The sequence below is a fragment of the Vibrio crassostreae genome (assembly GCF_024347415.1).
Taxonomy (GTDB): domain Bacteria; phylum Pseudomonadota; class Gammaproteobacteria; order Enterobacterales; family Vibrionaceae; genus Vibrio; species Vibrio crassostreae.
Genome location: NZ_AP025476.1, coordinates 2,063,128 through 2,080,053 on the forward strand (window position 1 = coordinate 2,063,128; position 16,926 = coordinate 2,080,053).

Consider the following 16,926-nt stretch of genomic DNA (forward strand, 5'->3'; position numbering starts at 1 on the left):
TCCGGTGCTCGCCTTTCTCACTTGAGACAAGTACACTACGCGCCTCGAACATCTATTCATAAGGCTAAGGTTTGCATACTCTAGAACAATTAAAATCAGGGCAACTAAAAGGTATTAAGCGCTTAAAACTGTCAGAAGGTCTCACCGAGTTTCCATTAGAGATCTTAGAGCTCTCCGATTCGCTAGAGATTCTGGATCTTTCAGGGAATCAGTTATCGGAGCTTCCACAAGAGTTAACACAGCTAACTAATCTACGTATTATCTTTGCGTCGAATAACCTATTTACGCACCTTCCTGATGTTCTTGGGTCACTTCCTAAGCTTGAAATGATCGGTTTCAAGACCAACCAAATCAAAACAGTGAGTGAAGAGTCCCTACCCGCTCAATTGCGCTGGTTAATTCTGACAGATAATGCCATCGAAGTTCTGCCTAACTCACTGGGTGAAAGACCAAGACTGCAAAAGCTAGCACTCGCAGGCAACCAGCTTCGCGCTTTACCTGAGAGTATGGAAGACCTATCCAACCTCGAACTGGTCCGCTTGTCTGCAAACCAACTGACTGAATTCCCTGAGTTCCTTATTAAGCTACCAAAACTTGCTTGGTTAGCCTTTGCGGGCAATCCATTTTGCAAACACCCGAGCAGCTTAGATAGCGTGCCTGCAGTAAGCTCGCAATGCTACTCATTGAATCAAGTGCTTGGTCAAGGTGCATCAGGCGTGATATCTCATGCTAATTGGTTAAACAGTGATTTTGATTTCCCTCAGGAAGTGGCGGTTAAAGTATTCAAAGGCGAAGTGACAAGCGACGGTTACCCACATGATGAACTAGAAGCGTGTCTTCAAGCTGGTCACCATAGCAACTTAGTGAAGTCTATCGCGCAAGTGGACGAACAAGATTACCTTGCGTTGGTGATGGAGCTTATCCCAAGCTGCCATTACAACCTAGGCTTGCCACCGACACTCGATACTTGCACGCGTGATACTTTCCCAGAAGGTTTCGAGCTTCCGATCGCGCAGATCGACAACATCGTGACTCAGATGATTGATGTATTTAATCACCTACACGACAACAAGGTTTGTCACGGTGACTTGTATGCGCACAACACCCTAGTCAATGAGCAAGGCCAAATGATCTTTGGTGATTTTGGCGCAGCGACTATCTACGGTTACCTGACTGAAAAGCAGCAACAAGGCATTCGTAGTACCGAAGCTCGTGCTCTCAAGCACTTTATTGAAGACCTACTGACGGTTTGCTCTACTGAAGATATAGATTCAGAACTGTACAAGAAACTTGAAAACTATCACGCATAAGGGCTACCAAGCCTAAGTAGCCAATCAAGGTTCGATAGAAATGAAAAAAGCTAACGTTTGACGTTAGCTTTTTTGCTTTTTTGCTTTTTTGCTTTTGGAGCTTGATGAATCAAATCCGAGTTAACTAGCTTCCACCTGAACAAGCTTAAGGTAGGAGTGAAGCTCTTGGTTTTTATATTCTACCGCTGAGTGGATATTCAAGTCTTTACACGCAACCGCATCAAACTGGTAACGATTGTCACCTTTACTGATTTCAACTTGCAGCAACCCGCTTTTCAACAGCCAATGACCTTGAGTTTCAAACCGATCAAACAAGCGGTATTCCGTTAGACTGCCATCCGAATGAAAGTGAACCTCAGTAATATACCCTGCTGGGCAACTTTTTACCCAAGTACGCCCTAAGACATCTTCTTCAACAAAGTTTCTTTTGCTCTCGCACCACTTTAAATAATCGGCACTCTCGCTCAGTTCACTATCAAGGTCATTCTTAGACAGTAACGTTTGGTCTTGCTGTTCACGACAGTAAAGCTGAAGTAGTGTCTGCTGGTTATTACTCATAAATCGCCATCCCTAGCTAGTCAATCTAATCCAATCAGGCTTAAGCTACCAACTCATAAGAGACAACATACAGCTGAGAAATACCTGGGTAGATGTCTTGAATCACATCTTTCAGAACTTGCAGCGTCATGTTCTCTTGCTGAGCATGGAACTCACCTAAGTCATCAAACAGGATTGGTTCAACGCTAATGATCTTAAGATTACAGAATACACGTCCCTGCTCTAGCGTGGATACTTCTACAACACTGCCCGGCTGGTAATCGCGCTCAGATTCATCGCGAATAGTAATGGTCTTTTTGCCTGAAAGGATATCGGTTTCAAAACGTTCGAAGAACGTCATAGTAGTAGGTGCGGTCATTTATCTCGGTCGCTTAACATTTAAAGGTTAGGTAAATGTTTATATACCAGAATACTTGTTCAAGCGAATAAAAAATTAGATGCGAGATGCGAGATGCGAGATGCGAGATGCGAGATGCGAGATGCGAGAAAATATGGCAAAGCCAAATTACAGGCAATAAAAAAGGAGAACCGAAGTTCTCCTTTTCTTAAACCTTTAAGCTAACTCTAAATTATAGAGATGCTTTCGCTTTTTCAACTAGAACAGCAAATGCTGCTTTGTCGAATACTGCGATGTCAGCAAGAATCTTACGGTCGATCTCGATAGATGCTTTCTTAAGGCCATTGATGAAACGGCTGTAAGATAGACCATTTTGACGAGATGCCGCGTTGATACGTGCAATCCAAAGTTGACGGAATTGACGTTTCTTGTTGCGACGGTCACGGTAAGCGTATTGACCAGCTTTGGTAACTGCTTGGAAAGCTACGCGGTAAACACGTGAACGTGCTCCGTAGTAACCTTTAGCTTGTTTTAGAACTTTCTTATGACGTGCACGAGCTTGTACACCACGTTTTACGCGAGGCATTATGCTTCTCCTAAACTAAACGAATTTATAAACTAAAAAGAATTAAGCGTATGGCATCATACGTAGAACTTGAGCAACTTCACATTTAGGAAGGATCGAGTTCGGACGTAGCTGACGCTTGTTCTTAGTAGTACGCTTAGTCAGGATGTGACGTTTACCAGCGTGCTTAAACTTAATACCACCAGCAGTTTTCTGGAAACGCTTAGCAGCACCTTTGTTGGTTTTCATCTTAGGCATGATGAATAACTCCGCATTGTTGAGTTGTTAATAACATAGTAATTAGGGCGAATAAAACCCCGCAACCTGAGGCTGCAGGGTTCAATTACTTGCAAAGCCGTTAATTACTTCTTTTTAGGGGCCAACACCATGATCATCTGGCGACCTTCAATTCTCGTTGGGAAAGATTCGACTACTGCAAATTCTTCAGTATCCGCTTTCAAACGATTAAGAACGTCAACACCGATTTCTTGGTGAGCCATTTCGCGGCCACGGAAGCGAATTGTTACCTTCACTTTGTTGCCGTCTTCTAGGAAACCAGTCAGGTTGCGTAGTTTTACCTGATAGTCTCCAATATCAGTTCCAGGTCGGAATTTAATTTCCTTGATCTGAACCTGCTTTTGCTTCTTCTTCTGCTCTTTCGCAGCTTTGCTCTTCTCGAAGAGGAACTTACCGTAGTCCATCACACGACAAACTGGCGGCTCGGCGTTAGGGCTGATCTCTACAAGATCCATACCAGCTTCATTTGCAGCTTCCATCGCTTCAGCGATTGATACTACACCAACAGCTTCGCCGTCTGCGCCAGTTAGACGCACTTCACGAACGCCACGAATGTCACCGTTTAAACGGTGCTGGTTTTGTTTGGCCGGTTGTTGGCCACGTCTTCCGCCTTTAATAGCTATTCCTCCAGATTGAGCTTACGGCTTGAAACCTCGGCTTGGATGTATGAAATAAAGTCATCCACTTTAAATTTGCCAAGGTCCTTACCTTTACGTGTACGTACTGCAATTTCGCCGGCTTCCATTTCTTGGTCACCACACACAAGCATGAACGGTACACGTTTCAAAGTATGTTCGCGGATTTTAAAGCCAATCTTCTCATTTCTCAAGTCTGCTTTGACTCTAAATCCACTTTTTTGCAGTTTTTTCGTAATTTCTTGTACATATTCAGACTGTTTGTCTGTAATGCCCATGACAACTGCTTGTTCTGGCGCCAACCACGTTGGGAAGAAGCCAGCGTATTCTTCAATAAGAATACCGATGAAGCGTTCTAGTGAACCTAAAATCGCGCGGTGGATCATAACTGGCGTGTGACGCTCGTTATCTTCACCTACGTAAGTAGCACCTAAACGTTCTGGTAATGCAAAATCGAGCTGCACTGTACCACATTGCCAAGCGCGGTCCAAACAATCATGCAAAGTAAATTCAATCTTAGGTCCGTAGAACGCACCCTCGCCTTCTTGAATCTCGTATGCAATCTCTAATGCTTCTAGCGCTTGCTTAAGGTCAGCCTCTGCACGGTCCCACATTTCGTCTGAACCTACACGCTGTTCTGGACGAGTCGATAGCTTAACAACAATGTTTTCGAAACCGAAAGTTGTATAAGTATCGTAAACCATATCAATACAAGCTTTAACTTCTTGTTGAACTTGGTCTTCAGTACAGAATACGTGAGCATCATCTTGAGTGAAGCCACGAACACGCATAATGCCGTGAAGTGCGCCAGACGGCTCGTTACGGTGACATGAGCCAAACTCAGCCATACGTAGCGGTAGATCACGGTAAGATTTCAAACCTTGGTTGAAGATTTGAACGTGGCCAGGACAGTTCATTGGCTTGATAGCGTATTCACGGTTCTCAGAAGAAGTTGTGAACATTGCTTCAGCGTACTTATCCCAGTGACCAGAGCGTTCCCAAAGAACACGGTCCATCATTAATGGGCCTTTAACTTCTTGGTAATCGTACTCAGTCAGTTTTTGACGAATAAATACTTCTAGCTCACGGAAGATAGTCCAACCGTTATGGTGCCAGAACACCATGCCTGGTGCTTCTTGCTGCATGTGGAATAGGTCAAGCGCTTTACCGATTTTACGGTGGTCACGTTTAGCCGCTTCTTCTAGGCGCACAAGGTGAGCTTTAAGCGCCTTCTTGTCGTGGAATGCAGTGCCGTAGATACGTTGAAGCATCTTGTTGTCACTGTTACCACGCCAGTAAGCACCCGCTACGTTAAGTAGAGTAAAGTGCTGACAGAAGCTCATGTTAGGCACGTGTGGACCACGACACATATCGATGTATTCTTCGTGATGGTACAGGCCTGGACGATCGTCTTTAGAAACGTTCTCGTCCAAGATTTCAATCTTGTAAGTCTCGCCGCGAGCTTCGAATGCGTCGCGCGCTTCCTGCCAGCTAACTTTCTTCTTAACAACCTGGTACTTGGTCTTCGCTAACTCTTTCATGCGCTTTTCAATCTTTTCTAGATCTTCTTGCGTTAGAGAGTGCTCAAGGTCGATATCGTAGTAGAAACCGTTATCGATAGTAGGACCGATCGCCATTTTCGCTTCTGGAAAAAGCTGCTTAACCGCGTGGCCTAAAAGGTGAGCACAAGAGTGACGAACGATCTCAAGGCCATCAACTTCATCTTTAGCTGTGATGATTTCTAGGCTTGCATCGTTTTCGATAAGATCACAAGCATCAACACGCTCGCCGTCTACACGACCAGCAATGGTTGCTTTCGCAAGACCAGGACCGATTGATAGGGCAACATCTAGAGTTGATACAGGGTTGTCAAATTGACGCTGACTACCGTCAGGAAGAGTAATAATTGGCATTATTTGTCCTTTACAGTGGTGTTGCACACCAAGCAACACATGAAAATTATTTAATATATTCAATTCAAAAAGTTAGAAAACTTAATGGGGATATATGTAAGAATTGGTACAAATTCAGGCACAAATACAGATGCGCCTTTATAAGTACCGGGGCATTGTAGCGAATTAACATGAAATAACAATGCTGCACTTAAAGCAAAACATGAGAACTATGTCTTTATTTCTTTCTAGGTTAAATCATGTTTCAGCAAGGATTGTACTCTCTTGGGAAGAAGTTTCTTCTACAGCGGGGTCGGTTTTGGTATTAGCCCTCTCGCGATAGTTAATGAAGTTCATATACTTAGGCATAGTCGATCGCAACAATACACCACCATTTTTCTTCTCTCCCGCGACACCGAACATAATAAAGTGAGAGCCCTTAAATCGTTCTAAGGAATTCAGCCTATAAACTCTCATAACGTCTTCTTTTAGCTCTTTTGGCAATATTAGAGATGGATCTTTAGGCCCCCCATAATTGAGAAATAGGGTCCCATCTTTATTCTCTTTATAGTTATTAATCTCTCCCCAAAAAATCTGCTGAGTTCTAAAGTCATCTTGTTTAATTTTTGAGACTTCAACTAAGTTGTCCCTAAGCATACCATTGAGAAGCTCCCGCCCTGAGTCGGCGGTAATCTTAATAGTTTTACCTTCACCATATTCTGGGTTTTTAACCAAATAACTTAATATCTGACGTAAAGATTTACTATCCGGAAAATCACTATTCTTACCTCCTGCTTTTACGGCTTGTGGAGACGGGGTCCAATTATGTTCCTCATCTTGATGCTTGTCCGCTGGCGTTGATACTTCAATAGAGTCATGTTTAGTTTTATCAAGGTTTACATGTATATCGGTATTGCTTTTTTCCAGATCATCGTCGTGAGCTTCATTTTCCATATCTTCAGCAACTAACATCGATGTTGCCTTCTCACACCCTTTTAGATGATGTGCATTAAAGCAGGCAGCGCGAGTTACCTCTCGAACTGTATAAGATTTGGTGTGCCAAGCTTTCTTTTTGCACTCTAAGCATCTAATCAAGCCTTGATACTTATCGATATCTTTCTCGAAAGTTTCGGTATCAACTACTGAACCATCAGGTTCAAATTCCACATATCTCATACACAGCCCCTAAAAATCATCTACATGCATATATAACCAAAACGAAATGAATACATCTAGTTTCATACATTTATATAATTTTAAAAGACTGTGTCGATCACAATTTGAGATGGCCTTAAACTTGTTCTTTAAGCTCAATCTCTTGATTTAATGCGTTCCTAGCCTCATAATTAAATTTCACTGGCAAAATCCAGTGACGGGATTGGTCCCCTGTTTAGAGTTAAATCTCATTGTTCAGGCGTATATTCGCCAGCTTTCGCTGGTTTTTTTATACGTGCGATTCAGTACATCCAAATTATGGTGGGCTGGATTGGGCAGCTTATGCTGGCCGCGCTCCTGAGCAAGCGGTAGGACCAACCCGATTCAGTTCACCACCCAAAGCTTGGTCCCTTTGAGTGGCGAAATAAAGTCCATTGCTCAGGAGACTAACCATGTCTACTCTTATCAACGTACCCTTTCACGGCTCTAACCTATTAGTTGTTGGACACAACAACGAACCTTACATCCCAATGAAACCCATCGTCGAAGGCATTGGATTGAATTGGAAAACACAATATCGAAAGCTCGCCGGAAACTCAGATCGCTGGAGTATGGTCATGATGACCACGGTTGCTTCTGATAACAAAAATCGAGAAACGACCTGCATCCCACTTCGAAAACTTTTTGGCTGGCTCCAAACTCTTCAACCTAATCGAATCCGTGAAGAAATCCGCGACAAAGTGATCCAATACCAAAATGAATGTGACGATGTTCTTTGGCGATACTGGAACAACGAAACCAATCAGCTCCCTACCTCAACTCCACCCTGTGTTACCACCAAACTTTTAATGACATTAGAAAATGGCCGCGTGATCGGCACTGTTCCGGTTGGTAATGATGTCATGGTGTTTGAGCGTTCAAGACTTCCAGAATTGCTACGTGAGCCTGGTTACTTTTCTATTGAGGATTACGCGAAAATTGCTGAGACGGCGAATTCTAGATTGGCGGAGCTGCTAGTGGTGAAAGGAAAGAGCTGGTGAGTTGAAATAGATAAAGGCGCCGATTATTATTTTTTATGCGTGCGGTTCAGCACATCCAAATTATGGTGAGCTGGGTGAGAGCGCTTCGGCGCACCGTATCCTGTTGGGCGGCAAGACCAATCTCACTCAGTTCACCACCCAATGGTTGGTCTCGTTGTGAGTGGTGAAGTCCTCATTGCTTCAACAGGAGGCTATTATGCCAAATCAATGTACCTTTCCACGATTCAAACCTAATCGTTATCAGCCAAGATAGCGAGGCCCACATACCAATGAAGCCAATTGTTGAAGGTATGGGTTTAGATTGGAGTTACCAACCCCGCAAACTTAGTAGTAATAAAGAGAGATGGAGTGTTGCTGTTATAGCAACAGTTGCTCAAGATCCTAAAAACCGCGATTTACTCTGCATCCCGCTTCGAAAACTCTTCTACTCTATACAAATCAAAAACTTGCATAACTCGCCTCGCAACATCTAGGCGGGCGTCATCAATCTTTACCCAAGTAGGAATAAGTTGGGCATCTTTAAATGACAGCTTACTTTGTGCTCATTGATCGACAAAAAAGCTAGCCACTTTATTAAATACTTGTTTAAAAATTGAGGGCTTCTCAACCACGGGCTTTATTGGATGCTTATCAAGTTTGGCGCTTGACTCTGGCTTAACATCAACAGTCACCGTTTTTTGTGTTGCTTTGTCGACATCCACAGTTATTTGGGGTTCTGTTGAGGTTTGTGAGTTCAAACCATCAATGACTTCATGAGACTGAATATTGGAACTATTATCAGAGGTTGACGCTTCATGGTTATCATCCAGTTTAAGCTGCTGGATTTCTATAGGGTCCCCTAAATATTCGTTTAGTGGAGGTAGGTTTTCTTCAATTTCTTCGACGAAAGGTATGTTAGGTTGGACGCGTGATGAATTTTCGACTGGCGGAACAGTTACCTCCGCTTTTCTGTTAAAGCCCCAATAATTGTTTTCTAATTTTACTCGCTCTCCCGTAAACACATATAGGAACTGGGCATAATCGCATTCAAAAATATGCTTCTCAGACTCATTTTGTTTACCAATAAAGTAAACTGAAGCTACTTCGTTTTTTTTCTGTGCCAGCGCCGCAAATCTCTGAGCTCTTTTCAGTTCATCTACGATTGCATTACGTTCACGATTAGACCACTCGCTACAACATAGCTTTAACTCAAACCATTTTGAACTTTGAGGTTCTTTCACATTTAGAGTTATAGAAATGACGTCCTTAGAGGTGAATAATTCAGAGGTATACCTAAGGTCTGCGTAAAAAATGTGACCCGGCTTGTAAGACTCTATATTGCTCCAATTAAAAATCTGTTGAAACACAGAACGATATTTACCTTTGACATCAGGTAACGTCAATGGCTCCAAGGCGTTATTCTCAACATCTTGCATATAAAAAATTGTTGCCGCTGCGACACTACTTGAAAGCTTACCCTGCCCCTTACCGTTGCCCTTCTTGCCAGTCGAATTACCATTTTCTGTATTTGTTAATGTATTGCCGGAACCGGGTCCACCGTTTCTTTTTAGTTCACTGTCATCTTTTGGTAACGTGATCTCAACGACTTTAGGCAAAACCCAATGCTTTCTGCCTTTAGCGTCAATAGCTTCTCTACCTCCAAATTCAGGTGAGAAGCAGCACCCCATGCTATGTCCATCGAGATACTTATAATATGGCTGATAAACATTATGCTCTTTATATGAACAAGGAATGGCTACGTATCGACAAAGTGGATTGGGACAAAAGTACTTTGATTTTTCAATATATGCTTTTGGAAACTCTTTGAGCATAAAAGCGTATTCAATATTGTCTGATGTCTCATTATATGCTCGATCCATTTATGACCTCCAAACCAAATATTCCAATTTGTTTCATATGTGAGATGGAATTGCAATTTTTATAAAATCAACCAGACAAATATTAGGCATTGATCGAATTCACTGGCGTTACGCATCACGCTCAGTCTTGGTTCTTCCAGCCAGATTGTAAAAATCTTAGGGCTGGTGGTGACCATACAACCCGAAAAATTTTCATTTCGCGCGGTGTGGACTCGTTTGAGAATAAAAGCGGCCCCAAAGAACCTAGATCGTAACAGCACTGTGTAATATTGTTATAAAACAATTAGATAGATAAAAAAGTATGTACTAAGCTTTTCTGTTTGGATATAGTTGTCATGTAAAAAGGAGCGGCATTACCTTTAGACAGAGAAATATTATGAACTTAAGCAACATAGACAATTTTGAGTTTCAAACATCAGACTTCATAGAGCTTCATCTCAAGCAGACAGGTATTAAACTTAGTTGGGATAGCGCAAATGAAATTCTTTCTGAAGTTTGTGCTCCTGCTTCATTATCACCAAGTCTTAAGAATAAAGTCTGGTACAAACGTCCGCCAAGGCCAACTCAAAAAAGAAACTTTATGGGTCAACATAACTCTCGAAAATAACAAATTTTAATTTTTACTATAAATAAACGTCATTCCCCCCTCCGGGGGGATGACGTTAGTTCTTTTTAGGTATCTTCTTTCAAGTAATGCTCTCAGTAAAGAACTGGCCCAACTTGGTGACAAATCACATCGCTTAGCAATAAGTTGCGCTGTCACTTCTTCATGCTGTTTTATCGAATCCAACACCTTTAATTGTGTCTTGCTTAACTTCACCCATTTCACCTGATGTGGGGCATGTCGCGCAGCCGCCACTAAAGCGTGACTAACCTCACACTTTTCCTCAAAATCACCCATACTAATACTGTCCCCTGCTATTCATATTTAAATAGTCTATTAATGATTGATCTAGGTGATCTTTTTGCCATTACAAAATTATTCAAATGTAGGCAAATAACATGACCGCCAGCAATTTTTTAGCCATTGATGATAAGATCTTAATGCTGCAAGTTTTTGCAGTTCAATGTGAGTATGGATGTATGCCTGATCTAGTTTTCCTTTGGCATGGTTGAGCAGCGTTTCACCAACTAGGTAATCTATACCTATATCAGCCCAGATAGTTCTCGCTAGCTTCCTTAGGTCATGAGCACACCATTTACCCTTTGATACCGTTTTAACTAACTCCGTAGCGCTGACGCGAGATATTGGTGCTTTATCTTGTTTGGTTTGTGGAAAGACATGGTTACCCTTGTAATAGTTAGCTAACTGCCATGCTTTAAACGCCTTTAACAGTTCGACCATCTCGTCTGTTAATGGGTAAATAACCTCTCGTTTTGTCTTCGTATCATACTTAGGGATTTTCCATCGCTTAGTTTTGAAACAGACGTTGCACCATTTGGCCTTACGCGTTTCACCAATACGTGAACCATGGCTAAGCATCAGTAGACCTAGAACTCGGGCAAAAGGCTCTGATGTGCAAAGCCCTTCCAATAACTCTTGAACATCGCCTGGTTTAAGGCTGCATCCCTTTGCTTCAATTTTGGCCGTGATGAAATCTGTAAACACCATATCGGTTAATGGGTTATGCCCTATCATCTTTAACTTCTTCGCCTTTTTGAAGGCAACCTTTAAAGCCTGAAAGATAGATCGAATATAACTGATTGAGTAGTTGTTCTCCCTTAGCGGTTTCATCAACAACTTCTCAATTTTCCGATGAGTCAGCTCAGCAATTCTTTCCCCATGCAGTCTGGGCACGAGGTGAAGGTCAACCATACATTTGAGCGAGATGATCCGCTCTGCAGATAAGTGCTGTGACCGGTTCTCTCTGTCTAGATGCCAAACCAACAACTCATCAACAGTTTCAAACTCATTAAATATCGCTCTTTTGCCCTGAGCGAGATCTAAGACGTAATAATTGAGTACATCAAACACATGAGTGGCTGAAAGGTTCGGGTACTTCCCTAGCGTATGAGGCCTCTGAGCACCGTCTTTATATTCCATATAAACCCACGAACCCTGATCTCGATTCTTACGAAAACGCAAGTAAAGCGAATAACGCTCATCTTTCAACTGCGTCACTCTTGGGTCTTTCGAGTACTTTCTAATTTGCGCTTCGGAAATCTTACAGCGAACAGTAGCGGCATGATGAACACCGGCATTCAACTTAATCATTTTATTCTCCCGTTAAGGTGGCTTTAATACTCATGCGCCTTGGTTGTAAGCCTTGGCCTGAAAACGAAACGCTGTCTATTGAGCACGTTCCTTGGAATGCACCAGGGAAAGAGCTATCGAGAATCAATAGCCCCTCCGCAAATACCGCTGGGTTCGGCGGCGCTTCGATACTGAGCTTTCGTCCCTCTCGCTGCATTCGTCTGAGTTCGCTCGCGCATGCCTGCTCTGCTTCTTGTTGACTGTTTCTGTCTTTACCTATCGATTTAAATGGCGCCTTACCTTTTCTCACTTCCTGTCGAGTGCCGTCCTCAGTCGAAAGATAAAATGCCTTAACACCGGCGACATCCGTTCGTCCATCGAGGTCGATACTCACGTTGATGAAATTCGGAAGTTGTGGCTGATTACCACTGGCCTGCGATAACGTGATGGTTTCAATGTCTTTGCCACTGGCGCTTCTGGCTTCCCCCTTGGGAGCAAAAATAAAGCGACCATCGATAGGTTTAGCGACAGCATCATATTGCTTAGCCAGCCGGTACAAAAACGAAGGCGCACTTTCATCAGTGCGATCGACATGCGCGATTTCAATTTTTTGTAATCTCGGATGCACAAAAGTTTGAAAGCCATGAGGGGTCACATTATCCGCAACAACTTGAGCCAGTGTTGTCTTGTCCCAGCTCATCGATTTACGCTCTCGATAACCGGTTTCATCTTTAATACTGAAAGGGGCGACAGACAACACCAAAGTCACTTCTCGGGGATGTAAGCTGATGGAACGTTTCGATATTTGAAATTCATCACGCAGCACTTCACCCAAATAGACTGAGTACTTTTCTCCCTTCGGGGGAATGCCGTCAATGTCATCAGAGTTGATCGTTAAAGAAAGGCTATCCCCCTCAATCCCGTTGCCATCAGATAGACGCCACGATTTAAGGCGAGCCAATAACAGTTCGCTATTTTTGCCGACTAGTTTGAACATTAGTCCCAAGACCTCGTAACAGATTGAGTGGGTTTCACCGTAGATATTTCAGGAATATGGACATGGGTATCTGCAGTGAAGGCATCACCACGGACATGCGGATTAAGGCGATAAAACGCGATCTCTAACTGATCGCTGTCTTGACCTGTTTGTTTAAAGAGTAAATCAGTGATTAATTCCCCTTTACGCGCAAATATTTTCATCCACGGTACTCCAAGAGCTGCAAAGACATATCCGTCACCATGGCGCGCCCATCATGAATAAGCTCACTGCGCCCCTCTTTAATCTGTTTGATCGTCCAACGGCCCAGGTTAAAACCTTGACCGTCACTCACTTGTTGAGGCTCATCAATCAAGGCACGAATCACGTCCACGGACTTAGCGGCGCTGTATTGAAGCCACTTTGCTGTAACATCTATCGTCTCAAGTGGTCTGCCCGTTCGCTCTGAACGCGCATTATCAATGAGGCCGACTTCGGAGTAAGCGCCTGCCGTTGTTCTATCAAACTTCGTTATGGGCGTTTTATCTCCAACCGAAAACACGAACTCCCCAATCACTAAATGATGCATGGTTATCCTCTATCAATGGCTGACACGTTAATGGAATCGTCGATGGTAAGCCCCGTTAAAGAGTCATATTGGGACTTCATTTGCTGGTCAATTTGAGCGGTAACCTGGGCTGCAATTTTCTGTTCATCCATACCTGGTGCGGCCTGAATAGCGACATCAGTTTTAAAGATGACATTGGGGGTTTGACGGATGAGAGATTCGTTTTTTTCTTTCTCGACTAACTTTTCAGATACCGTTTCCGAAGCCATGAGTTTATCGTCGGGCGAATCCAGCTTATCGCCAAACCATCCCCCTAAAAACTCACCACCAAGATCGCCTAATAACGAACCGGCTAAACCGCCTATCACAGTACCGACACCAGGGAAGACCATTGTTCCGATAGTCGCGCCAAGACTGGCCCCTCCTATGCTGCCAAGTAGCCCACCACCTTCGGCCAAGGCGGTTTTGGTGTCGCCTTCGGTGACGGCCGTTGCGATATTGCCGGCACTGATCGCCATATCAAGCGGCCTAAGTAATTTGCCTAAGCCTGCTTTACCCGCACCTTGAGCCACATCACCGGCGAGCGCAATGCCATCTTGCGCCATCGCAACGCTTGGCATCATCGCTAATGCGCCACCGCCTAACGATAATGGCAAAGCGCCCCGGTTGGCCGTCATCATTGTGCTCGCCATGTTGTAAGCTCGAGCAAGCGGGTTTCGTGAACGTAACTTACGTGGAGGGATTCGGCTTTTTGACCGACGACCACTGGCACCCAAACCACCGCCACTTCCTCTCCCGCCACGACCAGAGCCCATGCTCATCATGGCTCGGTTTAGCCGGCTAAGTTGTTTCGTTGCAAAAGCCGCTGCTCGGCCACTTTGTTGGGTTTCTCGATTTAAGCCCTTTCGAAACAAGCGCCCTTTATCGAGGGTATTACCAAAGATAAGGGAGGCGGCTTTGCCTGCTAACATCGCGCCTTTAAACGCCAATAAGCCAGCAACACCAATTCCAACCGCAGCCGTAACGCCCTGGTTAGCTTCGGCAAAATCCGCCAATAGATTGATGCCATCACCTAATGGCTCAAGTACCCAATTGAGCGCAGGTAAAAGAGCGGTACCAACGATCACGCTTAAACGGTTCACCTTGTTGATGAACTGAGAAATGCCGTTTTCACTGGTGTTTATTCGCGCCTCATATTCGTTTTGTAATGACTGAATATGTACGTCTTGCCCTTGCTTAGCTAACTTGAGCGTTTTACGAAATAGATCCGTGTTACCCGCCAGTGAAGCCACAGCCCCTTTCGCTTCTTCACCAAAGATTTGAGTGATTAATGCACTTTGCTCTTCTAATGGCGCATCTCTTATGGCTTCAAGCACTTGCAATAACGTCCCCGAAGCATCGTTTTGCATTGATGTGGCGAGTTCTACTGAATCGAAACCTACGGTTGATAACGCGGTTTGCTGCGCTTTGGTTGCTGCGCCGCCAAGAGTGAGGCGACCTGAAATATTCTTAAGTGCGGTTGCAGAGCGTTCTTCCCCCATACCTGCAGACAGCATCGACGCCGAAAGCGCCGCGGCTTCATTAGCGGAGAACCCCGCCATTTTGGCAGACGCGCCTTGCCTAGCCATTACGCCTGCAATGTCGTTAGCTTTCGCATTCGAGTTGTTCGATAAATGGTTGGCAAGGCCAGCAAGGCCCATCGCACCATTTTGATCTAACCCTAATGCGGCTTTAAATACCGCGAGGGTTTCACCCGCTTGGCCTGCTTCCATATCGAAAGCGACACCCATTTGTGCAGAATCGAGCACGAACTGTTTTAACTCGGCTTTGTCTTTGATGCCGCTTTGCCCACCAGCTGCCAACATGGCGTTGATGTCATTGGCGCTCATCGGTGTTTCAGTAGAGGTTCTTAGCGACCAATTACGCATGGCATCTGCTTCTTCAGGGGTCATATCGACCACCTTTTTCACATCAGCAAACGAGCTTTCGTTCTTTACTGCCGACCACACCGTCGCTGCTATTGGTGCAGCAGCCATGGTAAGCGACGTCGCTTGACCGCCAATCTCACTCAATTTTGCATCGCGAGTATCAATTCGTGATTGAATTGATTTCATCTCTTTCAAGTGACGGTTTTGTTTGGCGATTGCCGCTGTGGCCTTTTCTGCCTGAGCTTCGAGCTTTCTTTGCTCATCACTCATACGGCCAGTATTGATCCCAGACTCTTTTAACGCGGCGCCCAGCCCTCTGAGTTTATCGCGCTGCTTGTTTTGGCTATCAGTTAGCTGGGTAACCCGTTTACCTGCCGCTTTATAGGCCGCATTCAACTCATTGGTTTTCACCTTGCCCTGGTGAATCTCATCGTTAAACGAATCTAGCCGTTTTTGCGCTTCGTATAACCGATTCTTTAAATCAATGGCCCCTTCGCCCGAGGTCTTTTTCAATTGAGAATTGAGGCCTTTTATCTCCGCTTGTGTCTTACTGTATTCAACCCGAAGACCCGAAGTTCGCTGTTTGTTGTCTTCCAGTTCTTGACTAAGGCGAGTCACCTTTGCTTTAGCATCATCAAGCTGACCGGCTAACTTAGCGGCTCGCTTGCTGGCAGACTCAAAACCATTTAATTGTTTGAGCTTGCCATTAAGTGAGATCACCTCTCCACGCTGGCTTTCAAGTGCCGCGGTTAACCGCTCTGTGGCTGTGGTCGTTGAAACAATGTCCTCAAGACCATTGACGGTGGTATTCAGAACGAGGTTAATTTTCTCGGACATTATTTCACCCCAAGTTTGGCGAGAATAAGCTCATAACGACGCACCGCGACATCTTGTGGCCATCGCCTTAGTTCAGACTCCGATGTATTTCGGTGCATTGGAACGAGGTCGATTAGGCTCTCAACGTCATCGGGCGAAAGTACGCCGCCGATTGTTGAAAAAAAGCGCCCACCTGCGGTTTTAGCGCCAGATAATCATTGATTGAGAGAAAATCAAGATCGGACCTTTGCAAGCCCGTGATCACCTCAAACATGAAATCTTCACGCGCTCGCTCTTCGGTAATGTCCGCCAACGCTTCGGAATGCGCGACTTTAGGAATGGCAAACTTCACCTTATTAATCTTGTCACCTACTTCATTTTCGAAAGGATGCAGCAAGGCAAACTCTACCGACTTACCATTAAGCTGTTCACCCTGCAGTTCATCTGATGGTTTTAGAATCAAATCACAGATGTCGTCATAGAGCTGATTGAAGTCAGGCACCGCTAAGGTTTCGAACTCGTCTTTGGTCACATCACTGCACGCCATAATCACGGCTTTACGTTGTTCGAAGAGCTGTTTAGCCGTGAGTTCTTGTTCGGCTTCGATGTGCGGCAGCTTACGGAACTGCGCAACAGGGATCGTTTTAAGGGTCACGCTTTCACGCGAGAAAAAAGTCAATTTGCTTTGATTTTTCATGAATTTTTCCCATAAAAAAAGCCACCCGATTTGGGTGGCTTAGGTTTTGATTGGGTAAGGTTAGTGAGAAGGCGATGTGCAGATCTGCATATCGCTCAC

At 44.3% G+C, this 16,926-nt stretch carries 19 protein-coding genes; 4 read left to right on the top strand and 15 right to left on the bottom strand.

Annotation, left to right across the window (positions count from 1 at the left end; all coding sequences use genetic code 11):
* Window positions 1-71 precede the first annotated feature (71 nt).
* Entirely contained in the window at window positions 72-1,310 is a 1,239-nt protein-coding gene (locus tag OC193_RS09150; RefSeq protein WP_048663540.1) for a leucine-rich repeat-containing protein kinase family protein, read from the top strand.
* Window positions 1,311-1,430: 120 nt separating this feature from the next.
* On the opposite strand, the gene OC193_RS09155 is transcribed toward OC193_RS09150, so the two are convergent.
* From OC193_RS09155 to OC193_RS09185, 7 genes are all read right to left on the bottom strand, one after another.
* Entirely contained in the window at window positions 1,431-1,868 is a 438-nt protein-coding gene (locus OC193_RS09155) for a hypothetical protein (RefSeq protein ID WP_048663542.1), read from the bottom strand.
* A 40-nt stretch (window positions 1,869-1,908) separates the two neighbouring features.
* The gene (gene yqfB, locus OC193_RS09160) at window positions 1,909-2,226 is read right to left on the bottom strand and encodes a N(4)-acetylcytidine aminohydrolase (protein WP_048663543.1); all 318 of its coding nucleotides are present in this window, start codon (window positions 2,224-2,226) and stop codon (window positions 1,909-1,911) included.
* 211 nt (window positions 2,227-2,437) lie between these two features.
* Window positions 2,438-2,791: a 50S ribosomal protein L20 gene (rplT, locus tag OC193_RS09165; protein WP_004733517.1), complete on the bottom strand. Its 354-nt coding sequence runs from the start codon at window positions 2,789-2,791 to the stop codon at window positions 2,438-2,440.
* Between the two features lie 42 nt (window positions 2,792-2,833).
* The gene (rpmI, locus tag OC193_RS09170; RefSeq protein ID WP_004738430.1) at window positions 2,834-3,028 is read right to left on the bottom strand and encodes a 50S ribosomal protein L35; all 195 of its coding nucleotides are present in this window, start codon (window positions 3,026-3,028) and stop codon (window positions 2,834-2,836) included.
* A gap of 104 nt (window positions 3,029-3,132) precedes the next feature.
* Entirely contained in the window at window positions 3,133-3,603 is a 471-nt protein-coding gene (infC, locus tag OC193_RS09175; protein WP_017063602.1) for a translation initiation factor IF-3, read from the bottom strand.
* 83 nt (window positions 3,604-3,686) lie between these two features.
* Window positions 3,687-5,615, bottom strand: coding sequence for a threonine--tRNA ligase (thrS, locus tag OC193_RS09180; RefSeq protein WP_048659527.1), 1,929 nt, complete (start codon window positions 5,613-5,615; stop codon window positions 3,687-3,689).
* Between the two features lie 237 nt (window positions 5,616-5,852).
* Complete coding sequence (locus OC193_RS09185) at window positions 5,853-6,770, bottom strand: hypothetical protein (RefSeq protein ID WP_048666399.1); 918 nt, start codon at window positions 6,768-6,770, stop codon at window positions 5,853-5,855.
* A 431-nt stretch (window positions 6,771-7,201) separates the two neighbouring features.
* Here OC193_RS09185 and OC193_RS09190 point away from each other — a divergent pair, with 431 nt between their 5' ends.
* Complete coding sequence (locus tag OC193_RS09190; RefSeq protein ID WP_053085072.1) at window positions 7,202-7,789, top strand: phage antirepressor N-terminal domain-containing protein; 588 nt, start codon at window positions 7,202-7,204, stop codon at window positions 7,787-7,789.
* Between the two features lie 203 nt (window positions 7,790-7,992).
* Window positions 7,993-8,262, top strand: coding sequence for a phage antirepressor N-terminal domain-containing protein (locus OC193_RS26050; RefSeq protein ID WP_080968107.1), 270 nt, complete (start codon window positions 7,993-7,995; stop codon window positions 8,260-8,262).
* A gap of 69 nt (window positions 8,263-8,331) precedes the next feature.
* On the opposite strand, the gene OC193_RS09195 is transcribed toward OC193_RS26050, so the two are convergent.
* Complete coding sequence (locus tag OC193_RS09195; RefSeq protein WP_048666400.1) at window positions 8,332-9,648, bottom strand: hypothetical protein; 1,317 nt, start codon at window positions 9,646-9,648, stop codon at window positions 8,332-8,334.
* A 376-nt stretch (window positions 9,649-10,024) separates the two neighbouring features.
* Between OC193_RS09195 and OC193_RS09200 the strand changes: the two genes are divergently transcribed.
* Complete coding sequence (locus OC193_RS09200; RefSeq protein ID WP_048666401.1) at window positions 10,025-10,255, top strand: hypothetical protein; 231 nt, start codon at window positions 10,025-10,027, stop codon at window positions 10,253-10,255.
* A 6-nt stretch (window positions 10,256-10,261) separates the two neighbouring features.
* Here OC193_RS09200 and OC193_RS09205 read toward each other — a convergent pair whose 3' ends face one another.
* The 7 genes from OC193_RS09205 to OC193_RS09235 form a co-directional block, all read right to left on the bottom strand.
* Window positions 10,262-10,549: a MarR family transcriptional regulator gene (locus OC193_RS09205; protein WP_048666402.1), complete on the bottom strand. Its 288-nt coding sequence runs from the start codon at window positions 10,547-10,549 to the stop codon at window positions 10,262-10,264.
* Window positions 10,550-10,627: 78 nt separating this feature from the next.
* Window positions 10,628-11,863, bottom strand: a complete 1,236-nt coding sequence (locus tag OC193_RS09210) for a tyrosine-type recombinase/integrase (protein ID WP_048666403.1) — start codon at window positions 11,861-11,863, stop codon at window positions 10,628-10,630.
* A 1-nt stretch (window position 11,864) separates the two neighbouring features.
* Complete coding sequence (locus OC193_RS09215; RefSeq protein WP_048666404.1) at window positions 11,865-12,839, bottom strand: hypothetical protein; 975 nt, start codon at window positions 12,837-12,839, stop codon at window positions 11,865-11,867.
* A complete protein-coding gene (locus OC193_RS09220; RefSeq protein WP_048666405.1) occupies window positions 12,839-13,042 on the bottom strand; it encodes a hypothetical protein in 204 nt (67 codons plus the stop codon). The genes OC193_RS09215 and OC193_RS09220 overlap by 1 nt, the downstream gene beginning before the upstream one ends.
* Window positions 13,039-13,407, bottom strand: a complete 369-nt coding sequence (locus OC193_RS09225; RefSeq protein ID WP_017101206.1) for a phage tail protein — start codon at window positions 13,405-13,407, stop codon at window positions 13,039-13,041. The genes OC193_RS09220 and OC193_RS09225 overlap by 4 nt, the downstream gene beginning before the upstream one ends.
* Window positions 13,408-13,409: 2 nt before the next feature.
* Complete coding sequence (locus tag OC193_RS09230) at window positions 13,410-16,151, bottom strand: phage tail tape measure protein (protein ID WP_048666406.1); 2,742 nt, start codon at window positions 16,149-16,151, stop codon at window positions 13,410-13,412.
* Between the two features lie 112 nt (window positions 16,152-16,263).
* Window positions 16,264-16,827 carry a hypothetical protein gene (locus OC193_RS09235; RefSeq protein ID WP_048666407.1) on the bottom strand — a complete coding sequence of 188 codons (564 nt, stop codon included), beginning with the start codon at window positions 16,825-16,827 and terminating at the stop codon, window positions 16,264-16,266.
* Between the last annotated feature and the right edge of the window lie 99 nt (window positions 16,828-16,926).